This is a genomic window from Pseudomonas sp. YuFO8 (assembly GCF_035065025.1).
Lineage (GTDB): Bacteria > Pseudomonadota > Gammaproteobacteria > Pseudomonadales > Pseudomonadaceae > Aquipseudomonas > Aquipseudomonas putida_AE.
The window spans coordinates 135,268-155,724 of the sequence record NZ_JAXDEQ010000014.1; the positions used below are offsets into that span (position 1 = coordinate 135,268).

The 20,457-nt window shown below is 61.9% G+C and carries 19 protein-coding genes; 9 read left to right on the forward strand and 10 right to left on the reverse strand.

What is annotated here, in order from left to right:
* Window positions 1-37 precede the first annotated feature (37 nt).
* From miaA to SOP95_RS15070, 5 genes are read right to left on the reverse strand one after another with little or no spacing between them, the layout of a single operon-like run.
* A complete protein-coding gene (gene miaA / locus SOP95_RS15050; RefSeq protein ID WP_274076799.1) occupies window positions 38-1,009 on the reverse strand; it encodes a tRNA (adenosine(37)-N6)-dimethylallyltransferase MiaA in 972 nt (323 codons plus the stop codon).
* The gene (mutL, locus tag SOP95_RS15055; protein WP_442967740.1) at window positions 1,009-2,919 is read right to left on the reverse strand and encodes a DNA mismatch repair endonuclease MutL; all 1,911 of its coding nucleotides are present in this window, start codon (window positions 2,917-2,919) and stop codon (window positions 1,009-1,011) included. Before mutL ends, miaA begins: the two co-directional genes overlap by 1 nt.
* Entirely contained in the window at window positions 2,916-4,346 is a 1,431-nt protein-coding gene (locus SOP95_RS15060) for an N-acetylmuramoyl-L-alanine amidase (RefSeq protein WP_323607460.1), read from the reverse strand. Before SOP95_RS15060 ends, mutL begins: the two co-directional genes overlap by 4 nt.
* On the reverse strand, window positions 4,347-4,817 hold the full coding sequence (tsaE, locus tag SOP95_RS15065; RefSeq protein WP_274076797.1) for a tRNA (adenosine(37)-N6)-threonylcarbamoyltransferase complex ATPase subunit type 1 TsaE: 471 nt from the start codon (window positions 4,815-4,817) through the stop codon (window positions 4,347-4,349).
* Window positions 4,805-6,304 carry an NAD(P)H-hydrate dehydratase gene (locus tag SOP95_RS15070; RefSeq protein WP_323607461.1) on the reverse strand — a complete coding sequence of 500 codons (1,500 nt, stop codon included), beginning with the start codon at window positions 6,302-6,304 and terminating at the stop codon, window positions 4,805-4,807. The genes tsaE and SOP95_RS15070 overlap by 13 nt, the downstream gene beginning before the upstream one ends.
* A gap of 63 nt (window positions 6,305-6,367) precedes the next feature.
* Between SOP95_RS15070 and queG the strand changes: the two genes are divergently transcribed.
* Entirely contained in the window at window positions 6,368-7,447 is a 1,080-nt protein-coding gene (gene queG, locus SOP95_RS15075) for a tRNA epoxyqueuosine(34) reductase QueG (protein WP_323607462.1), read from the forward strand.
* On the opposite strand, the gene SOP95_RS15080 is transcribed toward queG, so the two are convergent.
* Together SOP95_RS15080 and orn are read right to left on the reverse strand one after the other, a co-directional pair.
* Complete coding sequence (locus SOP95_RS15080) at window positions 7,429-8,040, reverse strand: trimeric intracellular cation channel family protein (RefSeq protein WP_274076794.1); 612 nt, start codon at window positions 8,038-8,040, stop codon at window positions 7,429-7,431. The two genes, queG and SOP95_RS15080, sit on opposite strands and share 19 nt — an antisense overlap.
* A gap of 200 nt (window positions 8,041-8,240) precedes the next feature.
* Window positions 8,241-8,783, reverse strand: coding sequence for an oligoribonuclease (gene orn / locus SOP95_RS15085; protein WP_179057346.1), 543 nt, complete (start codon window positions 8,781-8,783; stop codon window positions 8,241-8,243).
* A gap of 107 nt (window positions 8,784-8,890) precedes the next feature.
* Between orn and rsgA the strand changes: the two genes are divergently transcribed.
* The 4 genes from rsgA (at window position 8,891) to SOP95_RS15105 (ending at window position 11,982) form a co-directional block, all read left to right on the forward strand.
* Window positions 8,891-9,922, forward strand: coding sequence for a small ribosomal subunit biogenesis GTPase RsgA (rsgA, locus tag SOP95_RS15090; RefSeq protein WP_008064125.1), 1,032 nt, complete (start codon window positions 8,891-8,893; stop codon window positions 9,920-9,922).
* Between the two features lie 199 nt (window positions 9,923-10,121).
* Window positions 10,122-10,529 (forward strand): TIR domain-containing protein, encoded by a 408-nt coding sequence (locus SOP95_RS15095; protein WP_274076793.1) that lies wholly within the window; start codon window positions 10,122-10,124, stop codon window positions 10,527-10,529.
* Between the two features lie 2 nt (window positions 10,530-10,531).
* Window positions 10,532-11,491 carry a caspase family protein gene (locus SOP95_RS15100; protein WP_323607463.1) on the forward strand — a complete coding sequence of 320 codons (960 nt, stop codon included), beginning with the start codon at window positions 10,532-10,534 and terminating at the stop codon, window positions 11,489-11,491.
* Window positions 11,491-11,982, forward strand: a complete 492-nt coding sequence (locus SOP95_RS15105) for a toll/interleukin-1 receptor domain-containing protein (RefSeq protein ID WP_274076791.1) — start codon at window positions 11,491-11,493, stop codon at window positions 11,980-11,982. The genes SOP95_RS15100 and SOP95_RS15105 overlap by 1 nt, the downstream gene beginning before the upstream one ends.
* 48 nt (window positions 11,983-12,030) lie before the next feature.
* On the opposite strand, the gene motB is transcribed toward SOP95_RS15105, so the two are convergent.
* Window positions 12,031-13,077: a flagellar motor protein MotB gene (gene motB, locus SOP95_RS15110; protein ID WP_274076788.1), complete on the reverse strand. Its 1,047-nt coding sequence runs from the start codon at window positions 13,075-13,077 to the stop codon at window positions 12,031-12,033.
* A gap of 3 nt (window positions 13,078-13,080) precedes the next feature.
* Window positions 13,081-13,932 (reverse strand): flagellar motor stator protein MotA, encoded by an 852-nt coding sequence (gene motA, locus SOP95_RS15115; RefSeq protein ID WP_008063575.1) that lies wholly within the window; start codon window positions 13,930-13,932, stop codon window positions 13,081-13,083.
* Between the two features lie 166 nt (window positions 13,933-14,098).
* Between motA and SOP95_RS15120 the strand changes: the two genes are divergently transcribed.
* The 3 genes from SOP95_RS15120 to asd are packed head-to-tail and all read left to right on the forward strand — an operon-like array spanning window position 14,099 to window position 17,374.
* On the forward strand, window positions 14,099-15,637 hold the full coding sequence (locus tag SOP95_RS15120; protein WP_274076787.1) for an HDOD domain-containing protein: 1,539 nt from the start codon (window positions 14,099-14,101) through the stop codon (window positions 15,635-15,637).
* Window positions 15,638-15,679: 42 nt separating this feature from the next.
* Window positions 15,680-16,495, forward strand: a complete 816-nt coding sequence (rhdA, locus tag SOP95_RS15125) for a thiosulfate sulfurtransferase (protein ID WP_323607464.1) — start codon at window positions 15,680-15,682, stop codon at window positions 16,493-16,495.
* 18 nt (window positions 16,496-16,513) lie between these two features.
* Window positions 16,514-17,374 (forward strand): archaetidylserine decarboxylase, encoded by an 861-nt coding sequence (asd, locus tag SOP95_RS15130; RefSeq protein WP_323607465.1) that lies wholly within the window; start codon window positions 16,514-16,516, stop codon window positions 17,372-17,374.
* Between the two features lie 99 nt (window positions 17,375-17,473).
* On the opposite strand, the gene serB is transcribed toward asd, so the two are convergent.
* Window positions 17,474-18,688: a phosphoserine phosphatase SerB gene (gene serB / locus SOP95_RS15135; protein ID WP_095192149.1), complete on the reverse strand. Its 1,215-nt coding sequence runs from the start codon at window positions 18,686-18,688 to the stop codon at window positions 17,474-17,476.
* A 135-nt stretch (window positions 18,689-18,823) separates the two neighbouring features.
* On the opposite strand from serB, the gene SOP95_RS15140 reads away from it, so the two are divergent.
* Window positions 18,824-20,338 carry an AhpA/YtjB family protein gene (locus tag SOP95_RS15140; protein WP_323607466.1) on the forward strand — a complete coding sequence of 505 codons (1,515 nt, stop codon included), beginning with the start codon at window positions 18,824-18,826 and terminating at the stop codon, window positions 20,336-20,338.
* Window positions 20,339-20,457 lie beyond the last annotated feature (119 nt).

A 20,457-nucleotide genomic window follows, 5' to 3' on the forward strand; every position in this document is an offset into this window, starting at 1 on the left:
CGCCCCACCCCCAAGGATAGACGGCAATTGCAAGGACTCAGCTCAATATGGAGATGGTCCCCAGGTATTTCAAGGCGCGCGGCAGATTGTCGCAATCGAGGCTGTCCAGCCAGTGTAAATCAGCCCAACTGCGAAGCCAGGTGAACTGGCGCTTCGCCAATTGGCGCGTGGCAATGATTCCACGCTCCTGCATCTCGGCTGACGTCAGCTTGCCATCCAGGTAATCCCAGACTTGGCGATAGCCTACCGCACGTATAGACGGCAACCCGGTATGCAGGTCACTTCTATTACGCAGGGCTACGACCTCGTCAATGAACCCCTGTTCCAACATTAAGGTGAATCTTTGTTTAATTCGTTCGTGCAGTACCAGGCGATTCGCCGGAGCAATGGCCAAGTTCGCGACAGTATAGGGCAATTGTTGCCGTCCCGAAGCGGCTGCTTCAGTACTTTGCGCAGATTGTTGCAAGCGTAGCTCGGTCATGCTCTGACCGCTAACACGAAAAACTTCCAGTGCTCGACTCAGACGCTGGGGATCGTTCGGATGAATACGCGCCGCAGAAACCGGGTCAATGATCGCCAACTGATCGTGCAACGCCTGCCAGCCAAGGCGGGCGGCCTCTTCCTCGATCTGTGCGCGGACATCCGGATCGGCGGCTGGCATATCCGCGAGCCCTTCGACCAAGGCCTTGTAATAGAGCATCGTGCCGCCCACCAACAGCGGAATTTTACCCCGTGCGGTGATCTCGGCCATGGCTTGCAGGGCATCGCGACGGAAATCCGCCGCCGAATAAGCCTCGGCCGGATCGAGAATATCGATCAAACGGTGCGGAAACTCCGCCAACAGCTCTTTTGATGGCTTGGCGGTGCCGATGTCCATTCCGCGGTAGACCAGCGCCGAATCGACGCTGATCAGCTCGCAAGGCAGGACCTTGGTGAGTTCGATGGCCAGGTCGGTCTTGCCGGCGGCGGTCGGGCCCATCAGGAAAATCGCAGGAGGGAGCTGGCTCATCAACGACCGCGCAAGAACAGTTTGTCCAGATCGTCCAGGCCCAGCTGGGTCCAGGTCGGTCGGCCATGGTTGCATTGACCGCTGCGCTCGGTGTTTTCCATGTCACGCAGCAGACCGTTCATTTCCGGCAGGGCCAGACGCCGATTGGCCCGGACCGCACCGTGGCAGGCCATGGTCCCGAGCAGTTCGTTCAGGTGCGCCTGGATCCGGTCGCTGGTGCCATATTCCATCAGGTCGGCCAACACGTCACCCACCAGGCGATTGGCCTCAGCCTGTTTGAGCAAGGCCGGTATCTGCCGAATGGCCAGGGTTTCCGGGCCGAGACGCTGCAGCTCGAAGCCCAGGCGCTGGAACCAGGTGATATGTTCTTCGGCGCAATCGGCTTCACGCTGGCTGACCGCCAGGGATTCGGGCACCAGCAGCGGTTGCCCGCTCAAGCCCTCGCTGGCCATGGCGACTTTCAGGCGTTCGTACATGATCCGCTCATGAGCGGCATGCATGTCCACCAGCACCAGCCCCTGGGCGTTTTCCGAGAGGATGTAGATGCCCTTGAGCTGGGCCAGCGCATAGCCCAGCGGCGGGATGTCGTCCTGTCCGGCTGGCAGCGCAACCGCGTTGGCCTCGGGCAACGGCGCGAAGAACTCGCGATAGGCCGCCTGCGCTTCTGCAGCCGGAACCGCTGACTGCGGTCGCGGAGTGTATTGATACTGATATCCGGCGCCAGAGCCTGAACCGGCTGGCGTATTGAACGACGGCTGGGCCTGGGGTTGCTCCAGCAGCGCATTGGCGGCCAGGCGCATTTCGCCTTGAGGGCCGAACTCACCGGCTTCGAGGCCGGTAGGCCGGACAATGGCCGTGGTAACCGGCGCCGCCAGCTGATCATCCGGGCGCACATCGCCCAAGGCACGGTGCAAGGTGCCATAGAGGAAATCATGGACCATGCGCCCTTCACGGAAGCGCACTTCGTGCTTGGTGGGGTGCACGTTGACGTCGACGCCCGTTGGATCGACCTCGAAAAACAGCACGAACGTCGGATGCCGGCCATTGAACAGCACGTCGCGATAAGCCTGGCGCACGGCGTGGGCCACCAGTTTGTCGCGCACGGCACGGCCATTGACGAAGAAATACTGCAAATCCGCCTGGCTGCGGTTGAAGGTCGGCAACCCGACCCAGCCCCACAGGTGCAGGCCATTGCGTTCGATTTCGATCGGCAGCGCCTGCTCCAGGAAACCCGGCCCGCAGATTGCCGCCACGCGCCGGGCGCGAGCCGCGTCGTCGTGGGCTTCGTGCAGGCTGAGGATGGTCTTGCCGTTATGACGCAGATGAAAGGCCACGTCGAACCGCGCCAGCGCCAGGCGCCGGATGACTTCCTGCAGGTGATCGAATTCGGTTTTCTCGGTCTTGAGAAACTTGCGGCGCGCCGGAGTATTGAAGAACAGGTCGCGCACCTCGACCGAGGTGCCCACCGGATGGGCCGCAGGTTGCACCCGGGGCGCCATGTCACGGCCTTCGGTTTCCACTTGCCAGGCCTGGTCGGCATCACGGGTGCGCGACGTCAGGGTCAGGCGCGCCACCGAACTGATCGATGCCAGGGCCTCACCACGAAAACCCAGGCTCATGACCTGTTCAAGGTCTTCCAGGTTACGGATCTTGCTGGTGGCGTGGCGCGCCAGGGCCAGCGGCAGGTCATCGGCGGAAATGCCGCTGCCATCGTCGCGCACCCGCAGCAACTTGACGCCGCCCTGCTCCACGTCGACATCGATGCGCTTGGCACCGGAGTCAAGGCTGTTTTCCAGCAGCTCCTTGATCACCGAAGCCGGGCGCTCGACCACCTCACCCGCAGCAATCTGGTTCGCCAGTCGCGGGCTGAGCAGCTCGATGCGAGCGCCGTTGTTCACGACCTGATTCATTCTTTGGCCGCCAGATCATTACCCGGGATGGTCAGGTGCTGACCAACCTTCAGCTCATCGCTCGACAGGTTGTTCGCATTGCGCACAGCGGCTGGAGACACTTGATAACGCACGGCGATCATCGCCAGCGTCTCGCCCGGGTTGACCCGATGGTCACGGGGGCCTTGGGCGATCTTCCCGGAGTCACGCAGCCAGGCAACGTAGGTGCCCGGTGGCGGATTCTGCTGGAAGAACTGGCGCACGCCGCTGCTGATGGAACGTGCCAGCGCCTGCTGGTGGCTCGCGGCAGCCAGTTTCGAGGCCTCGTTGGCGTTGGAGATAAACCCGGTTTCGACCAGGATCGACGGGATGTCCGGCGACTTCAGCACCATGAACCCAGCCTGCTCGACCCGTTGCTTGTGCAACGGCGTGACCCGGCCGATGTTGCTCAGGACTTTCTGGCCGACGTTCAGGCTGGAGGTCAGGGACGCAGTCATCGACAGATCGAGCAACACACCGGCCAGCATGCGGTCCTTGTCGTCGAGGCTGACGTTGCCGGCACCACCGATCAGGTCGGAACGGTTTTCACTGTCGGCCAGCCAGCGCGCGGTTTCCGAAGTGGCGCCGCGATCGGACAGGGCGAACACCGAGGCACCGAAGGCCGCGGTAGAGGGTGCGGCGTCGGCGTGAATCGAGACGAACAGGTCGGCGCCTTTCTTGCGGGCGATTTCCGTACGGCCACGCAGAGGAATGAAGTAGTCGCCGGTGCGGGTCAGCTCGGCACGGAAACCCTTCATGCCATTGACCTGGCGCTGCAGTTCGCGAGCGATGGCCAATACCACGTCTTTCTCGCGCTGACCGCGGGAGCCGGAGGCGCCCGGGTCTTCGCCACCGTGACCGGCGTCGATCACCACAATGATGTCGCGCTTGCCAGCCGGTGCTGGCGGCAACTTGATGGCCGGCTCCGAGGGCGTGACCGGCACGGCCGGCACTGTGGCGACCGATGGGGTCGGCGCTGGCGGCGGCGCGGCGTCGGCCGGGTTGTCGAACAGATCGACCACCAGTCGATTGCCATACTGGGCGTTGGGCGCCAGGGAGAAGCTTTTTGGCGTCACGGCCTTTTTCAGGTCGATGACCACCCGCAGGTCGGTCGGCGTACGCTGTGCCGAGCGCATGGCGGTGATCGGGGTGTTCGCGCTGTTGACGTTCAACGGCGCACCGAGGCTCGCGCCATTGATGTCGATGACCAGGCGATCCGGGGACGTCAGCGTAAAGACGCTGTGCTGCACGGGGCCGGTCAGGTCAAACACCAGTCGCGTGTTATCCGGCGCCCGCCACAGGCGAACACTGTTGACCTTCGTCTCGGCCACAGCGTCGACGGTCACCGCCAGAAACAACACCCCTACGGCAGCCACCAACGCGCGAAAGCGCATACCTAACCCCATCATCTATTTGGATTCCAATGCCAATGCGGCACACCAGGCCTCGCCACGCGAGCCCTGGGATAAAATTTTCAGCGAACGCCCGCTGTCTTGCGGGCTAATGGTAATGGTCAGGTCGGGCTTTGGCAAAAAGCCTGCACCTTTATCGGGCCACTCGATCAGGCACAGGGCATCGTCTTCGAAATAGTCGCGGATGCCGAGAAACTCCAGCTCCTCCGGATCGACCAGGCGATACAGGTCGAAATGGAAGGCGCGAATGTCGCCGATCTCGTAGGGCTCGACCAGGGTGAAGGTCGGGCTCTTGACCGCGCCGACATGCCCCAGGCCCCGGATGATACCCCGGGATAAGGTGGTTTTGCCCATGCCAAGATTACCTTCAAGGAAGATCAGGCCATGCCCCTCGGTGATACGGGCGATGCGTGCGCCAAAGTCGCTCATGGCCTGCTCATCGGCCAGGTACAGGGTTACTTCAGACACGGTGCTTGCTCCTCCAACAACTGACGAATGGCTGGTATCAGATCACTGGCCGCCAGCCCACGGCCGAATTTTCCTTGTTGCTCACCGGCGTTGGCGTGCAGCCAGACCGCCAGGCAAGTCGCGTCAAACGCCGCCATGCCCTGTGCAAGCAGTGCACCGACCAGACCGGCCATCACATCGCCCAGCCCCGCGGTGGCCATCGCCGGATGGCCCTGATGACAAAGGGCCAGCCGCCCGTCAGGGCAGGCGATCAGACTGCCGGCGCCCTTGAGCACGACCACGGCGTTGTATTTTTTGCTCAGTGCATGGACCGCCGCCGGGCGATCCGCCTGAACCTCGGCAGTGCTGAGCCCCAGCAACCGCGCGGCTTCCCCCGGGTGCGGCGTGATCACACAGCCCTTGGGCAAGCTGACCCGGCCCTCGGCCAGCAGGTTCAACGCATCGGCGTCCCAGACTTGCGGCAGGGGTGCGTTGGCGGCCGCCGATAACAGGCTTCGTCCCCAGGCGCCCTGCCCCAGTCCAGGGCCAACCACCAACACGGACACCTTTTGAAGCAAATCCATCAATTGATTGGCCGACGTTGTGCCTAACACCATCGCCTCAGGGATCCGCGCCAGCGCAGCGGGCACATGCTCGGGGCGGGTCGCCACCGACACCATGCCCGCGCCGCTGCGCAGTGCACTTTGCGCGCTCAACAGGATCGCCCCGCCCAGCCCGCGATCGCCACCGATCAGCAGGACATGGCCAAATCTGCCTTTATGGGAAGCCGGAGTCCGAGGGGCCAGGCGCGCCAGATTGCCAGCCATGAGGAGACGGGCAGTAGTCGGCGCCCCCTCAAGCAGCTGCGGATCAGAGTGCAGGTCGTTGAAAACCAGCTCACCCACGACATCCGCCGCGTCACCGGTGAACAACCCCAGTTTCAGCCCGATAAAGGTCACCGTCAGATTGGCGCGCACCGCGCAACCGAGGACGCGACCGGTATCAGCGCAAAGCCCCGAGGGGATATCCACTGCCGCCACGGGAAGGCCGCTGGCGTTGATCGCGGCGATGACACTGGCGTACGGCTCGCGCACCTCGCCAGTGAGGCCGGTACCCAGCAATGCGTCCAGAGTGATTCCACGCAAGTCCGATTGCGCACTCCATGCATCGATCACAACCTTCTCCGCTACCGCTTCGGCATGGGCCGAAGCCGCATCACCTCGCAGTTGCTGCGGATCGCCCGCCGCCAGCACCCGTACCGTCCACCCGGCACGCTTGGCCAGCACGGCGACCAGATAACCGTCGCCCGCGTTATTGCCGTGACCGGTAACCACCGTCAGTTCGCTTACCGTCGGCCATTGCCGGACCAGCGCCCGCCAGGTGGCCCGTGCGGCGCGCTGCATCAGTTCGAAGCCCGGTGTGCCGGCCGCGATCAGGCTCGCATCGAGCCCGCGGACCTGCGCGGCGCTGTACAGCGCGTCGGGTAAATCATCTTTAGCGTGCGGCATGCGTCTATGGGCTCCGATGTCTGGCAGAATTATACGCACCTCAGCTCCGGTTTCTCTCGCCTCATGCCCGCTATTACCACAGATTTGCCCGCCCTCGCCCAATCCATCAAGGACTGGGGCCGCGAGCTGGGCTTTCAGCAAGTCGGCATCAGCGGCCTCGACCTCGCCGAGCATGAGCAGCACCTGGAACGCTGGCTCGCCGCCGGCTACCACGGTGAAATGGAGTACATGGGCGCCCACGGCAGCAAACGCTCGCACCCCGAAGAACTGGTGCCGGGCACTTTGCGCGTGGTGTCGCTGCGCATGGACTACCTGTCGGGCGATACCAGAATGGCGCATCTGCTCGCCCAGCCGGAAAAAGCCTACGTCTCGCGTTATGCCTTGGGCCGCGATTACCACAAATTGATCCGTAAACGCGTACAACAACTGGCGGACAAGATTCAGGCAGAAATCGGCCCGTTTGGTTTCCGGGCTTTTGTCGACAGTGCCCCGGTGCTGGAAAAAGCCATCGCCGAACAGGCAGGCCTGGGCTGGATCGGTAAAAACACCCTGGTCTTGAATCGCAAGGCCGGCAGTTACTTCTTCCTCGCCGAACTGTTCGTCGACCTGCCGCTGCCAGTGGACCCGCCCCATGCCACCGAACACTGCGGCCGCTGCAGCGCCTGCCTCGACATCTGCCCGACCAATGCCTTCGTCGGGCCCTATGTGCTGGACGCCCGGCGCTGTATTTCCTACCTGACCATCGAACTCAAAGGTGCGATTCCGCAGGAACTGCGGCCGCTGATCGGCAATCGGGTGTTCGGTTGCGATGATTGCCAGATCGTCTGCCCGTGGAACCGCTTTGCCCGCCCGTCCGGGGAAAGCGACTTCAAGCCGCGGCACAACCTGGACAACGCCGAACTGGCCGAGCTGTTCATGTGGGACGAGGATAAATTCCTGAGCAGCACCGAAGGCTCGCCGCTACGCCGGACAGGGTACGAGAACTGGCTGCGCAACCTGGCCGTCGGTCTCGGCAATGCGCCTTCAACCATTCCGGTGCTGGAAGCGTTGAAGGCCAGGCGTGAACATCCGTCCGAATTGGTCCGCGAGCATGTCGAGTGGGCGTTGCAGCAGCACGCCGAGCGTCAGGCCTCGTCGTTGTAGACGAATTTGGGCATTTCCCAATGGAAGCGGATCGCCAGCAAGCGCAGCAGGAAACCGCCGAACAGGGTGATCAAGATCGCCTGCTCTCCCGGCAAGTTCAGGTATAGGCAAAACATGTAGCACCACGCCGCCGCGAACGACACGCTGGCGTACAGCTCGCGCCGGAAGATCAGCGGAATATCATTGCAGAAGATGTCCCGCAGGATGCCACCGAAAACGCCGGTGATCACCCCGCTGACCGACGCGACCAACATGCCATGCCCCATTTCCAGAGCGGTCATGCAGCCGATCAGGGTGAACGCCACCAGACCGACGGCGTCGAGCACCAGGAACAATGAACGCAGATGGCGCATCCAGCGCGCGGTGAATACCGTGATCATCGCCGCGATAGTGGTCAGCACCAGGTATTCCGGGTGTTTCACCCAGGTCAGCGGATAGTGGCCAAGCAACACATCGCGCACCGAACCACCGCCCAGCGCCGTGACGCACGCGATCAGCACCACGCCGAACCAGTCCATGCCGCGACGACCGGCAGACAGCGCACCGGTCATGGCCTCGGCGGTGATGGCGATCAGGTAGAGCATCAGCAACATGGTGGCGATCCTTGCAAAAAGGCGCGCAGTCTACGCACTTCGCCGAGGCACCAAAAGAGGGCGCCGCCATCTGTCGGGGGCGGCTCGCTGGCGATAGCGTCTTCAAAGCCCCCCTTCGCTGGCAAGCCAGCTCCTACAGAACCGCGCAAACCTGTAGGAGCTGGCTTGCCAGCGAAAGGGCCATAACAGACGCTACACAATCAGGCCTTGATGAAGTGCTGGCGGTAGTGCTGCAGCTCGGCGATCGACTCGCGGATGTCGTCCAGCGCCAGGTGGGTGCTGCCCTTCTTGAAGCTGTCACGCACGTCCGGTGCCCAGCGCGCAGCCAGCTCTTTGAGTGTGGACACGTCGAGGTTGCGGTAGTGGAAATAGCTTTCCAGGGATTTCATGTGGGTATAAAGGAAGCGACGATCCTGGCAGATGCTGTTGCCGCAGATCGGCGATTTGCCCTTCGGCACCCACTTTTCCAGGAAGGCGATGGTCTGGGCTTCGGCTTCAGCCATGCTGATGCGACTGTCGCGCACGCGCTGGGTCAGGCCCGAACCGCCGTGTTGACGGGTGTTCCACTCGTCCATGCCGGCAAGGATTTCGTCGCTGTGGTGAATGGCGATCACCGGACCTTCAGCCAGGGTATTGAGGTCGCTGTCGGTGACAATAGTGGCCATTTCGATGATGACGTCGGTATCCGGGTTCAGACCGGTCATTTCCAGGTCGATCCAGATCAGGTTCTGCGGGTTTTGCATGAGTCGGCTCCTAGGCAATGCTGCGCAGTTTAGCCTAGGCCGGTGGCCGGGCGTGCTAAACTCGCGGCCGTTTTACCTAATCGCTGCATTCTTGATACGGAACACCCATGGCCAAACGCCAACTCAATCGTCGTCAAAACTGGCGCATCGAAAAGATTCAGGGCGAACGCGCTGCCCGCGCCGCCAAACGCGAGTCCTCGGCTGTCGAGGCACTAGAGGGTGGCGACCTGGGCCCGGAACAACACGGCCTGGTGATCGCCCACTTCGGTGTGCAGGTCGAAGTCGAAGCCCGTGATGGCGAGCTGGCCGGCCAGGTGTTTCGTTGCCACCTGCGGGCGAACCTGCCCGCATTGGTGACCGGCGACCAGGTGGTCTGGCGTGCCGGCAACCAGGGCATCGGCGTGATCGTGGCGCAATTGCCGCGCAATACCGAACTCTGCCGCCCGGACAGTCGTGGCCAGCTCAAACCGGTAGCCGCGAACGTCGACATGATTGTCATCGTGTTTGCGCCGCTGCCTGAGCCCCATGCCAACCTGATCGACCGCTACCTCGTCGCCGCCGAACATGCGGGCATCAAGCCGCTGTTGCTGCTGAACAAGTTCGACCTGATCGACGAGCACAACGCCCCGGCCCTGAACGCCTTGCTCGCGGTCTACCGCACCCTGGGTTACCCGGTGCTGGAAGTATCGGCCCACCACGGCAACGGCATGGAACAGCTTCAGAAGCAACTGGACGGGCGCATCAGCGTGTTCGTCGGCCAGTCCGGCGTCGGCAAGTCGTCGCTGGTCAACAGTTTGCTGCCAGAGGTCGAAACCCGCGTCGGCCCGTTGTCCGAGCTGTCCGGCCAGGGCACCCACACCACGACCACCGCACGCCTGTTCCACTTCCCCGGTGGCGGTGAGCTGATCGACTCCCCGGGCATCCGCGAATTCGGCCTGGGCCACGTCAGCCGCGCCGACGTCGAAGCCGGTTTCATCGAGTTCAACGACCTGCTCGGCACCTGCCGCTTCCGCGACTGCAAGCACGACCGCGAACCCGGTTGCGCCCTGCTCAAGGCCCTGGAAGACGGCCGCGTGCAACAGCAACGGATGAACAGCTACCGCTCGATCATCGCCAGCCTGCCGGAAAACGGTTACTAAACAGACGCGCCGGCCGCCCTGACTACAGCGGGGCGGCCGGCGGCTGGATCCCTTCTCCATTTAAACGTCAGACCTTTCTGTAAGGCTTGTGCACACGCGCTTGTAGGGCATTTCTCTTTTCGCGCCAATCCCTTGTGGCCGCGCTGCAATCGCCTAGGTTCAAACCCTCTTCGCACTCAAGCGACACCGAGGGATACCCATGCAGACCTACCATTTGTTTATCAGCCACTCGTGGAATTACCCCCACGCCCACGACAATCTCGTGCGCTTGCTCAACGCTCGGCCCGACTTCAAGTACAAGAACTTTTCGGTGCCACCCGACAAGCCGATTGTGGGCGCGAAAACCGACAAACAACTTGAGGAGGCCATCGAAGACAAGATCCGCCCGTGCTCGGCGGTATTGATCATGGCCGGGATGTATTCCACCTACAGCAAGTGGATCAACAAGGAAATCGAGATAGCCAGGCGCATGGGCAAGGTCATCATTGCGATCAAGCCGTTCGGCGCCGACCGCATTTCCAAGGTGGTGCGTGACGCGTCGCACACCGAATGTGCGTGGAACACCAACAGCATCATCAGCGCCATTCGCCAGCACACGGCGGTGTAACCATGCGCAAGGGACTTTTTATCGGCATCAACGACTACACCCACGTTTCGCGCCTGAGCGGCTGCAGCAATGACGCCATGGCCATGGCTTCCGTGCTGAAGACCGACGCCAATGGCGATCCGAACTTCAAGAACATCGTCCTGACCTCCGCCGAGGACTACCTGGGCAGGGAAAAGCTCGAAGACCAGATCCGCGAGCTGTTTTCCGGGGACTGCAATGTCGCACTGCTGTATTTCGCTGGCCACGGCAGCTTCGATACCGACACCGACGAAGGCATGTTGATCCCGCAGGATTACAAGAGCGCCAAGGATGGGATTCGCCTCAGCGACATCCTCAACTGGGCAACCAAGGCCACCAAGATCAAGAACAAAGTGATCATTCTCGATTGCTGCCAGAGCGGCTCGGCCGGCGAATTGCGTGCCTTGCGCAGCGAGTGTGCCGTGATTGGCGAAGGCATGACCATTCTGACCGCCTGCAAAAAGGCAGAGCCGGCAATGGAGGGCGCACAGCACGGCGTGTTCACCGGACTGTTGCTCCAGGCCCTGCACGGCGGAGCTGCGAACATCCTGGGCAAGATCACCCCCGGCAGCCTCTATTCGTTTGTCGACAACGCCCTCGACGCCTGGGAACAGCGCCCGGTGTTCAAGACCAACGTGTCGCAGTTCATTTCCCTGCGCGAAGTTTCGCCGCTGATCCCCAAGGAAATCCTGCGCAAACTTCCTGAATGGTTTGCCGAAGCAGAGTCGATATACCCCCTCACCCCCAGCTTTGAACCCACCGAACCCGAGTTCAACCCTGAACAGGGCGAAGTCTTTGCCCAGCTGCAAAAGTGCAACCGCCACAGTCTCATCGAACCGGTGGACGCCGAACATATGTACTACGCCGCCATCCACGCCACCGGCTGCCGCCTCACCGCCCTCGGCGCCTATTACCGCGAACTCGCGATCAAGGGACATTTTTGATGCCAGTGTTTATCAGCTACCGCCACATGGATCGCGCTTATGCGATCAACATCAACACGCGCCTGATGCAGGCCAACATCAAGACCTACCTTGATGTACTGGATGCCGAATCCCAGACCACCGACGACATTACCGGGGTAATCACCCGCAACATCAGCGAATGCACGCACCTGCTGGCAGTGGTATCCGAGAAAACCGCGCTGTCCTGGTGGGTGCCATTCGAAATCGGCGAGGCGACCATCACAAATCGGCGTATCTGCTCGTTCAAGACCGGCCCGACAGAGCTGCCGCTGTATCTCGATAAGTGGCCGAAGCTGACCAGCGACAGAGATATCGAGTTCTTTATCGATGCGTATCGCAACGAATCGACGCTCAAGCGTTCGATGTCACTGGAATCCGTGAATGGCAGCGAATCGGCACGCAGCGTCAACAGGAGTAACGCCGACCGATTCCACACGGATCTCAAATCCAGAATCATCCGTGGGTTTTAAGGCAGGAAACGCCCACAAAAAGCCGACATTGCTGTCGGCTTTTTTCGGTCACTGCCTGGTTGGTTCAGCCGATTTGGCTGGCTCACCCGGTTTTGGTGCAGGATCGTCAAACAGGTTCAGACGCTCCCGAAGCTCATGCGCCGGCAGCGGCTCCTTGTCCGCTGGCAACGCGTTTGGATCGACTGGCGCAGCCGGTGCGGCATTTGGAGCAGCCGAATCTTGCGGCGCATCAGGAGTAGGTTCCGCCCCTTGCGAACCTTCGATGGCACGCTGGGCCTTCTTGGTCAGCACGACAATGTCGATACGGCGGTTGACCGGATTGAACGGATGCTCGCGGTCGAACAGGGCCGACGAGGCATAACCAACCACACGCGCCACCTGTGCCTCCGGGTAGCTGCCCGCCACCAGCGCACGGCGCGCGGCGTTGGCACGGTTGGCCGACAGCTCCCAGTTACCGAATTCGCCGCTGCCGCTGTACGGCGTGGCATCGGTGTGGCCGCTGATGCTGATCTTGTTCGGCACCGCCTTGATGGTGTCGGCCATGGCCAGCAGGATGTCTTCGAAATACGGTTTCAGGCGGGCCGAGCCCGAGTCGAACATCGGCCGGTTTTCGGCGTCCACGATCTGGATGCGCAAACCGTCCGGGGTGATTTCGAACAGGATCTGGTCTTTGAATTTCTGCAGTTGCGGGTTCTCTTCGACCTTGTTCTGCAGTTCTTGCAGCAGCAGTTCCAGACGCTCCTTCTCCACCGTCTCGGCCATGCCCTCGACCTGATCGACGTCGACCGTCAGCTTGTCCGGCTGCGGCTGGGTCTTCACCTCGGGGTTGAGGGTATTTTCCGGCGCCATGGTCGGCGTGCCGCCCAGATCGATGATGTAGGGTGTGCCACTTTCGGAAAAGCCGATCGGGTCCTTGAAGTAGCCGGCGATGGCGATTTTCTGTTCCGGGGTGGCGGTGGACAACAGCCACAACACCAGGAAGAACGCCATCATCGCCGTGGCGAAGTCGGCGAAGGCGATTTTCCAGGCGCCCCCGTGATGCCCACCGGCGATGCGCTTGACGCGCTTGATGATTATCGGCTGGTTATTTTCCATTACTTAACGACCACGAACCGCTTGTTCCAGCTCGGCGAAGCTTGGCCGGTGCGCCGGGTACAGGACCTTGCGCCCGAACTCCACGGCCAGCGATGGCGGCATGCCCGAGGCGGAAGCCACCAGCGAGGCCTTGATGGCTTCGTAGACGTTGAGTTCTTCTTTGGCATCGTGGGCCAGGGAATGCGCCAGCGGGCCGAAGAAACCGTAGGCGGCGAGAATACCGAAGAAGGTACCCACCAGTGCCGCACCGACGTGCAGACCGATCGACTTCTGGTCGCCCTCGCCCAGCGAGGCCATGGTCACCACGATACCCAGGACCGCCGCGACGATACCGAAACCGGGCATGGCGTCGGCGATGCCGTTCACCGCGTGGGACGGGTGCTCCAGGTCTTCCTTGAGGCTGTAGAGTTCCATGTCGAACAGGCCCTCCAGCTCATGGGGCGCCATGTTGCCGGAGGACATGATGCGCAGGTAATCACAGATGAACGCGGTCATGCGCTCATCCTTCAGGACCGTCGGGTACTTGGCGAAGATCGGGCTCGCCGCAGCATCTTCGATGTCCGCTTCGATGGCCATCATGCCTTCGCGGCGGCTCTTGTTGAGAATCTCGTAGATCAGGCCCAGCACTTCAAGATAGAAGGCATGGCTGAAACGCGAACCGAACATGCTCAGGGACTTCTTGAGCACGTGCATGGTCATGTAACCGGGGTTGGCCTGCAGGAATGCACCGAGGGCCGCACCACCGATAATCATGACCTCGAAAGGCTGGATCAGGGCGGCAATCTTGCCATGGGAGAGCACGTATCCGCCGAGCACGCTCGCGAATACGACGATGATGCCGATAATTTTAGCCATAGGTAGGAGAGCACTTACTGAGTCGGGTTCAAGGTCATATTCGGAAGTTAAAAAATCTCTTCTTCTACTTATCGGCAAAACTGCGCCAGACTATAGCCAGTTCAGGCGAAAAGCCAATTTGACCCCCTCCGGGCCCAGGTATTGTTGACGATGATCGCCTCCAGACATGGCTAGACAAACGAACGCCCCGACGCCAACACCGAACACGCTCGAAGGCTGGGTCAAGCTTCTCGACGGCGTGCGCCTGCCGGTTCCGCAGGCCAGTCACGATCAAGTGTGCCGGGCCATGCGCGACAGTCGCAGCTCGCTGCGCAACATCGCCGACTTGATGCAGGGCAGCCCGGCCCTGGCCTTGAGCGTGATTCGCGAAGCCAACCGGCACAGCCATGGCGCCATGAGCGAGCCTGCGGAAAACCTTGAGGTCGCCATCAACCGCCTTGGCTTGAAGCGCACCGAGGAGCTGCTCGCGCGATTGCCCGCAATGCCCCAGGCCGAGATCCCGAAAGCCCTGCGCCAGTTGCAGATGATCAGCCAACACGCCAGCCAACAGGCCAACGGTTTTTTTGCCGGCCGCCTGGCGCGCCTGTGGCAGGACATCCACTGGGGCAGCCTGCTGTTCCTGTCGCCGCTGTGGCCGCTTGCCATGACGCATCCGCAGCTGCTCGAAGACTGGGAGCTGCGGGTCATTCATAAAGGCGAGTCGGCGCGCGCAGTCGAACAGCAACTGTTTGGCGCGCGCCTGCTGGAAATCGGCCAGGCCCTGGTGGATCTCTGGCACCTGCCGATCTGGGTGCAACAGGGCTATCGACTGCTGCTCACCGAGCAACGGGAACTGGTGAAAGTGCTGCGCATTGCCCGCGACAGCGAACATCCGCTACGCCAGCAGAACCGCTTGGATGACCACCCGACCCTGCGTCGCTGGCTTAATCAACCGGCCAACACGGTGTTATTGGCCAACGGCCTGGCCCTCTCGGCGCAGCAGGCCTGGGACAGTCCGCACAGTGAGCGCTGGCAGTACTTGACCGGCCTTTACCTGCAAATACCGATGGACGAGGTGCAACAACAATTGCACCAGCAAGCCGCCAACAGTGCGCGTTATCACGCCATGCCCGATCTTTGGCATCCCGCTGTCGCACTGATCTGGCCATGGGGTACGAACCCTGTACATGCCGGTTTGCAGCCAGCCCCGGCACCCACTGCCGACGACCTGGCGAAATGGCGCAAACAATGTGCCGAGCTGTTGCACGAGCCAAGTCGTTTCACCAATGCCATCCACCTGACCACCTCTGCCCGCGACGCGCTGGTGGCCAGTGGCATGCGTCGGGTGATGATCCTGATGGCCGACCGCACCCACGCCAATCTGCGTGTGCACCAGACGGCCGGCCTGCCTGATGAAGTGGCCGGGCTGAATTTTAACGTCAGTCAAAGCGCGCTATTGCAACGCCTGCTCTCGCAACAGGCCCAGGTACGCCTGACGCCGCTCAACAACGCGCAATTTTCCGCCTTGCTGCCCAACAACCTGCGTAGCCAGTTCAGCGGCGAGCACCTGTTGCTGCGCTCGCTGCTCAACAATGGGCGAGTGATCATGATCGTCGTGGCGGATCAGGGTGGCGGGCCATTCTCGGACATCGCCGTGCAAGCCTTCGGCAAAACCGCGCAATGCATCGAAAAAGCGCTGCACAGCTTTAGTCAGCGCGGCCAATAAGGCTGCGCTACAATCCTCCCTTTTGTGCCCTGGAGACCTCACATGTCTGACTTCTCTGGCTTGCCGCTGGTGATCGAGCCGAGCGACTTGCTCCCTCGCCTCGAAGCCCGCCAACTGATCCTGGTGGACCTGACCAGCCATGCCCGCTACACCGAAGGGCATATTCCCGGTGCGCGGTTTGTCGATCCGAAACGCACACAACTCGGCCAGGCACCCGCGCCGGGGCTGATGCCGCCGCAAGCGGCGCTCGAAGCATTGTTCGGTGAGCTGGGACACAACCCCGATGCCGTCTATGTGGTCTATGACGACGAAGGCGGCGGTTGGGCCGGGCGCTTTATCTGGCTGCTGGATGTCATTGGCCACAGCCAATACCACTATCTCGACGGCGGCCTGACGGCCTGGCTGGCTGAAGGCATGCCCATGTCGATCCAGGTCCCCGCTCCTGCAGGCGGCCCGGTCGCGTTGACCCTGCACGACGAACCCATCGCCACCCGCGAGTACCTGCAAAGCCGTCTCGGCGCTGCCGACCTGGCGATCTGGGATGCGCGCGGGCCGCTGGAGTATTCCGGCGAGAAAGTCCTCGCGGCCAAGGCCGGGCACATCCCTGGCGCGGTCAATTTCGAATGGACCGCCGGCATGGACAAGTCTCGCCAGCTGCGCATCCGCAGCGACATGCCGCAGATCCTCGAACAGCTCGGCATTACGCCTGACAAAGAAGTGATTACCCACTGCCAGACTCACCATCGATCTGGCTTCACCTATCTGGTGGCCAAGGCTCTCGGTTATCCGCGGGTCAAAGGCTACGCCGGCTCCTGGGGCGAATGGGGCAACCACCCCGACACGCCCGTAGAGATTTAAGGTTTTTAAGGACAGTTAATGAACAAGCGTCTGTTTATCGTCAGCCAATACCTGCTGCCCCACAACCTGCTCTCGCGACTGGCCGGCTGCATCGCCGAATGCCGCATGCGCTGGTTCAAGAATGCGTTCACCGCGTGGTTCGCCAAGCGTTACCAGGTGAACATGTCCGAGGCGCTGGTCGAAGACCTCACCGCCTACGAGCACTTCAACGCGTTTTTCACCCGCGCATTGAAAGACGGTGCCCGTCCGCTGGACGAGACTCCGGGTGCCATCCTCAGCCCGGCCGACGGCGCGGTCAGCCAGCTCGGCCCGATCGAACACGGTCGGGTGTTCCAGGCCAAGGGCCACAGCTTCAGTGTGCTGGAACTGCTGGGTGGCGATGCGGCAAACGCTGCGCCGTTCATGGGCGGTGATTTCGCGACCATCTACCTGTCGCCGAAGGACTACCACCGCGTGCACATGCCGCTGGCCGGCACCCTGCGCGAGATGGTCTACATCCCGGGTCGGCTGTTCTCGGTCAACCAGACCACCGCTGAAAACGTTCCGGAACTGTTTGCCCGCAATGAGCGCGTAGCGTGCATTTTCGACACCGAGCGCGGGCCGATGGCCGTGGTGCTGGTGGGCGCGATGATCGTGGCGTCGATCGAAACCGTGTGGGCCGGGCTGGTGACGCCGCCGAAACGCGAGCTGAAAACCTTCCGCTACGACGAAACCGCGCGTGCGCCGATCCACCTGGAAAAAGGTGCGGAGCTGGGCCGCTTCAAACTGGGTTCGACCGCTGTCGTGCTGTTCGGGCCGGATCAAGTGCAGTGGGATGCAGAGTTGCTGGCCGGTTCGCCGGTGCGGATGGGTCAGGGTATGGGGCTGCCGAAGGCATAAGTGCGCAGCCCAAATCTGTAGGAGCCGGCTTGCTGGCGATGGCGTCCTTGAGGTCCCCATCGCTGGCAAGCCAGCTCCTACAGTGGATTTGCGGTGCTGTTAGAGTTGTCCGTCGCGATCGCGAAAGCCCAGCAGATACAGCACGCCATCCAGCCCAAGGGTGGAAATCGCCTGTTTCGCCGACTGCTTGACCAGCGGCTTGGCCCGGAACGCCACGCCCAACCCGGCAATCGCCAGCATCGGCAAGTCATTGGCACCGTCGCCGACCGCAATGGTCTGCTCCAGACGCAAGCCTTCCTTGTGTGCCAGTTCTTTCAGCAGATCCGCTTTGCGCTGGGCATCGACAATCGGCTCGACCGCCACGCCGGTCACCTTGCCGTCGACCACTTCCAGTTCGTTGGCGAACACATAGTCGATACCCAGCTTGGCCTGCAATTGCTTGGCGAAGTAGGTGAAGCCGCCCGACAGGATGGCGGTCTTGTAACCCAGGCGCTTGAGTTCGGCGAACAGGGTTTCAGCGCCTTCGGTCAGGCGCAGCGAGGCGCCGATCGAGTCCAGCACGCCGACATCCAGCCCCTTGAGCAACGCCAGGCGTTCCTTGAAGCTGGCGCGGAAGTCCAGTTCACCGGCCATCGCCCGCTCGGTGATTTCCGACACCTTGTCGCCCACACCGGCCGCCTTGGCCAGCTCGTCGATGACTTCGGCTTCAATCAGGGTCGAGTCCATGTCGAACACCGCCAGGCGGCGATTACGACGGAACAGCGAATCTTCCTGGAAGGCGATGTCGACGTTCAGTTCCTGGGCGACGCTGAGAAATTCGGCCCGCAGCGCCTGCGGATCAGCCGCCTCGCCACGCACGGAAAACTCGATGCAGCCCTTGCCTTTATCAGCCGGGGTGTCCAGCGGCATGCGCCCGGACAGGCGATCGATATGGTCGATGTTCAGACCATATTTGGCGGTAATCGAACTCACGGCCTGCAATTGCCCGGCGGTGACCTTGCGCGTCAGCAGGGTCACGATGTGGCGTTTTTTACCCTGGTTGCCGACCCACTGCTGGTAATCCTCTTCGGACACCGGCGTGAAACGCACCTGTTGATCCAGCTCATAGCCCTTGAACAGGATGTCCTTGAGCACCGACTTGCCTTGTTCGGTATCAGGAATTTCAACCAGGATGCCGAACGACAGGGTGTCGTGGATCACCGCCTGACCGATGTCGAGAATGTTCACACCACCCTGGGCCAGAACGCCGGTAATGGCCGCAGTCAGACCCGGACGGTCGACTCCCGTGATGTTTATCAGGACGATTTCGCGCAAGGCGCACCCCCGCAGGTGGAAAAAAACCGCATTCTACCCACATTCAGTGACCATCGGGCACCGTGAGCGCTTTGACGGCCTAGGGCCTGTCGCTATACTGCGCGTCAACTTCACGGACAAAAGAGCCGAGCTCAAGTGAACCGGCCCACGCCAGTAAAAACCGATAACTTCTTCCTGCTGATCTTCCGTGCACTGCGCCACCGCCGTGTACCGATTGCATTGCGCATTGCCAGCCATAACGTGATCCTGGTCGCTCTGGCCCTGGTGATCTACGCCTGCGTGATGGGTTTGCAGTTCAAGCAGGCCATGCACGAGCAGGCGGATGCGTTGGGTGAAAGCCTGACCATGCAGACGGCCACCTCGGCCACCGAGCTGCTGGTGTCCAACGACATCCTCAGCCTCAACGTGCTGCTCAACAACCTGACCAAGAACAAGCTGGTGGCCCACGCCGCCATCTACAGCGTGGACAACCGCATCCTCGCCGAAGCCGGCCAGCGTCCCAAGCATGGTTTGTTGGGCGAAGCCGAGGGCATGTACCAGAGCAAGATCACGTTCCAGGATGTGACCGCCGGTCAGCTGCGCATCAGCCTGGACATGGATCAGTTCCAGCAGCCGATGACCATCAGCCTGCAAAGCATGGGCATCTTGAGCGCGATCCTGCTGGCCCTGTCCCTGGCCTTGAGCCTGCGCATGGGTCGATACCTCTCCACACCACTGCTGCAATTGCGGGTGTGGCTGCGCAACATCGACGAATACACGCCGGCCACCGAGCGTAATGACGAGATCGGCGACCTGGCGCGCCAGCTGCATGCCGACTTCGCGCCGGAACCGGCCGAACCGGAACCCGAGCCGGAACCCGAATACGACGATGACGACGACGGCGAACCGGGCTTCGAAGTGCGCAACCTGCGTGATCCGAGTTTCGATGAAAGTCGCCCGATGGCCGCGATGAAAGCCGCGCCACGGCGTGTCGTCAGCACCGTTGAAGACGATGACGATGACGATGCGTTCGCAGACTTGCTCGATGCGCCAGACAGTGTGGCGAAACCGCTGGCCAAACCCGTAGCTTCCAACGTGCCGCAGCACAGCGCCGTGCTGGCCGTGCAGCTGGGCTCGCAGGAACAACTGCGACGCCTGCCGCGGACACGCCTGGAAGAACTGCTCAAGCGCTACCGCGACTGCCTCGACCAGGCGGCCTCGCTCTACCAGAGCGAACTGCACACCCTGAACGATGGCAGCACCCTGATGCTGTTCCACGCCGAAGACAGTGGCGACGATTACCTGACCAACGCCATCTGCTGTGGTGAGCTGCTGCGAGCGCTGGGGCATCAATTGCAGATCGAAGTCGCCGACAGCGGCATCACCTTGCAATTGCAGCTGGGCCTGACTCTGGGCGAGGAGTTGTTCGGCCTGAGCCAGATCGACCTGTTGCTGACCGACGCCGCGCAGGATGCCCTGGCCCTGTCGCAACACAGCCGCAACCTGCTGCTGGTGGAGCGCAAGATCAGTGACGACGCGTTGATCCGCCAGCGCGCACGGATCCGCCCGATTGCAAGCCCTGAAGGCGCCTGCTGCGTGGAGCGGCTGATGGAGCCTTATCCGTCGATGCTGGAACGACAGCTGGCGCGGATGCACGAACGTCGGGCGTAAAAGCCCTGTCATGAAGAAGCCCGCAGGCGAGTGATCGTCTGCGGGCTTTTTTGTTGCCTGTCCTTTCGCTATCGCTGGCAAGCCAGCTCCTACAGGGTTCCATGCCGAACGCAGGTCTT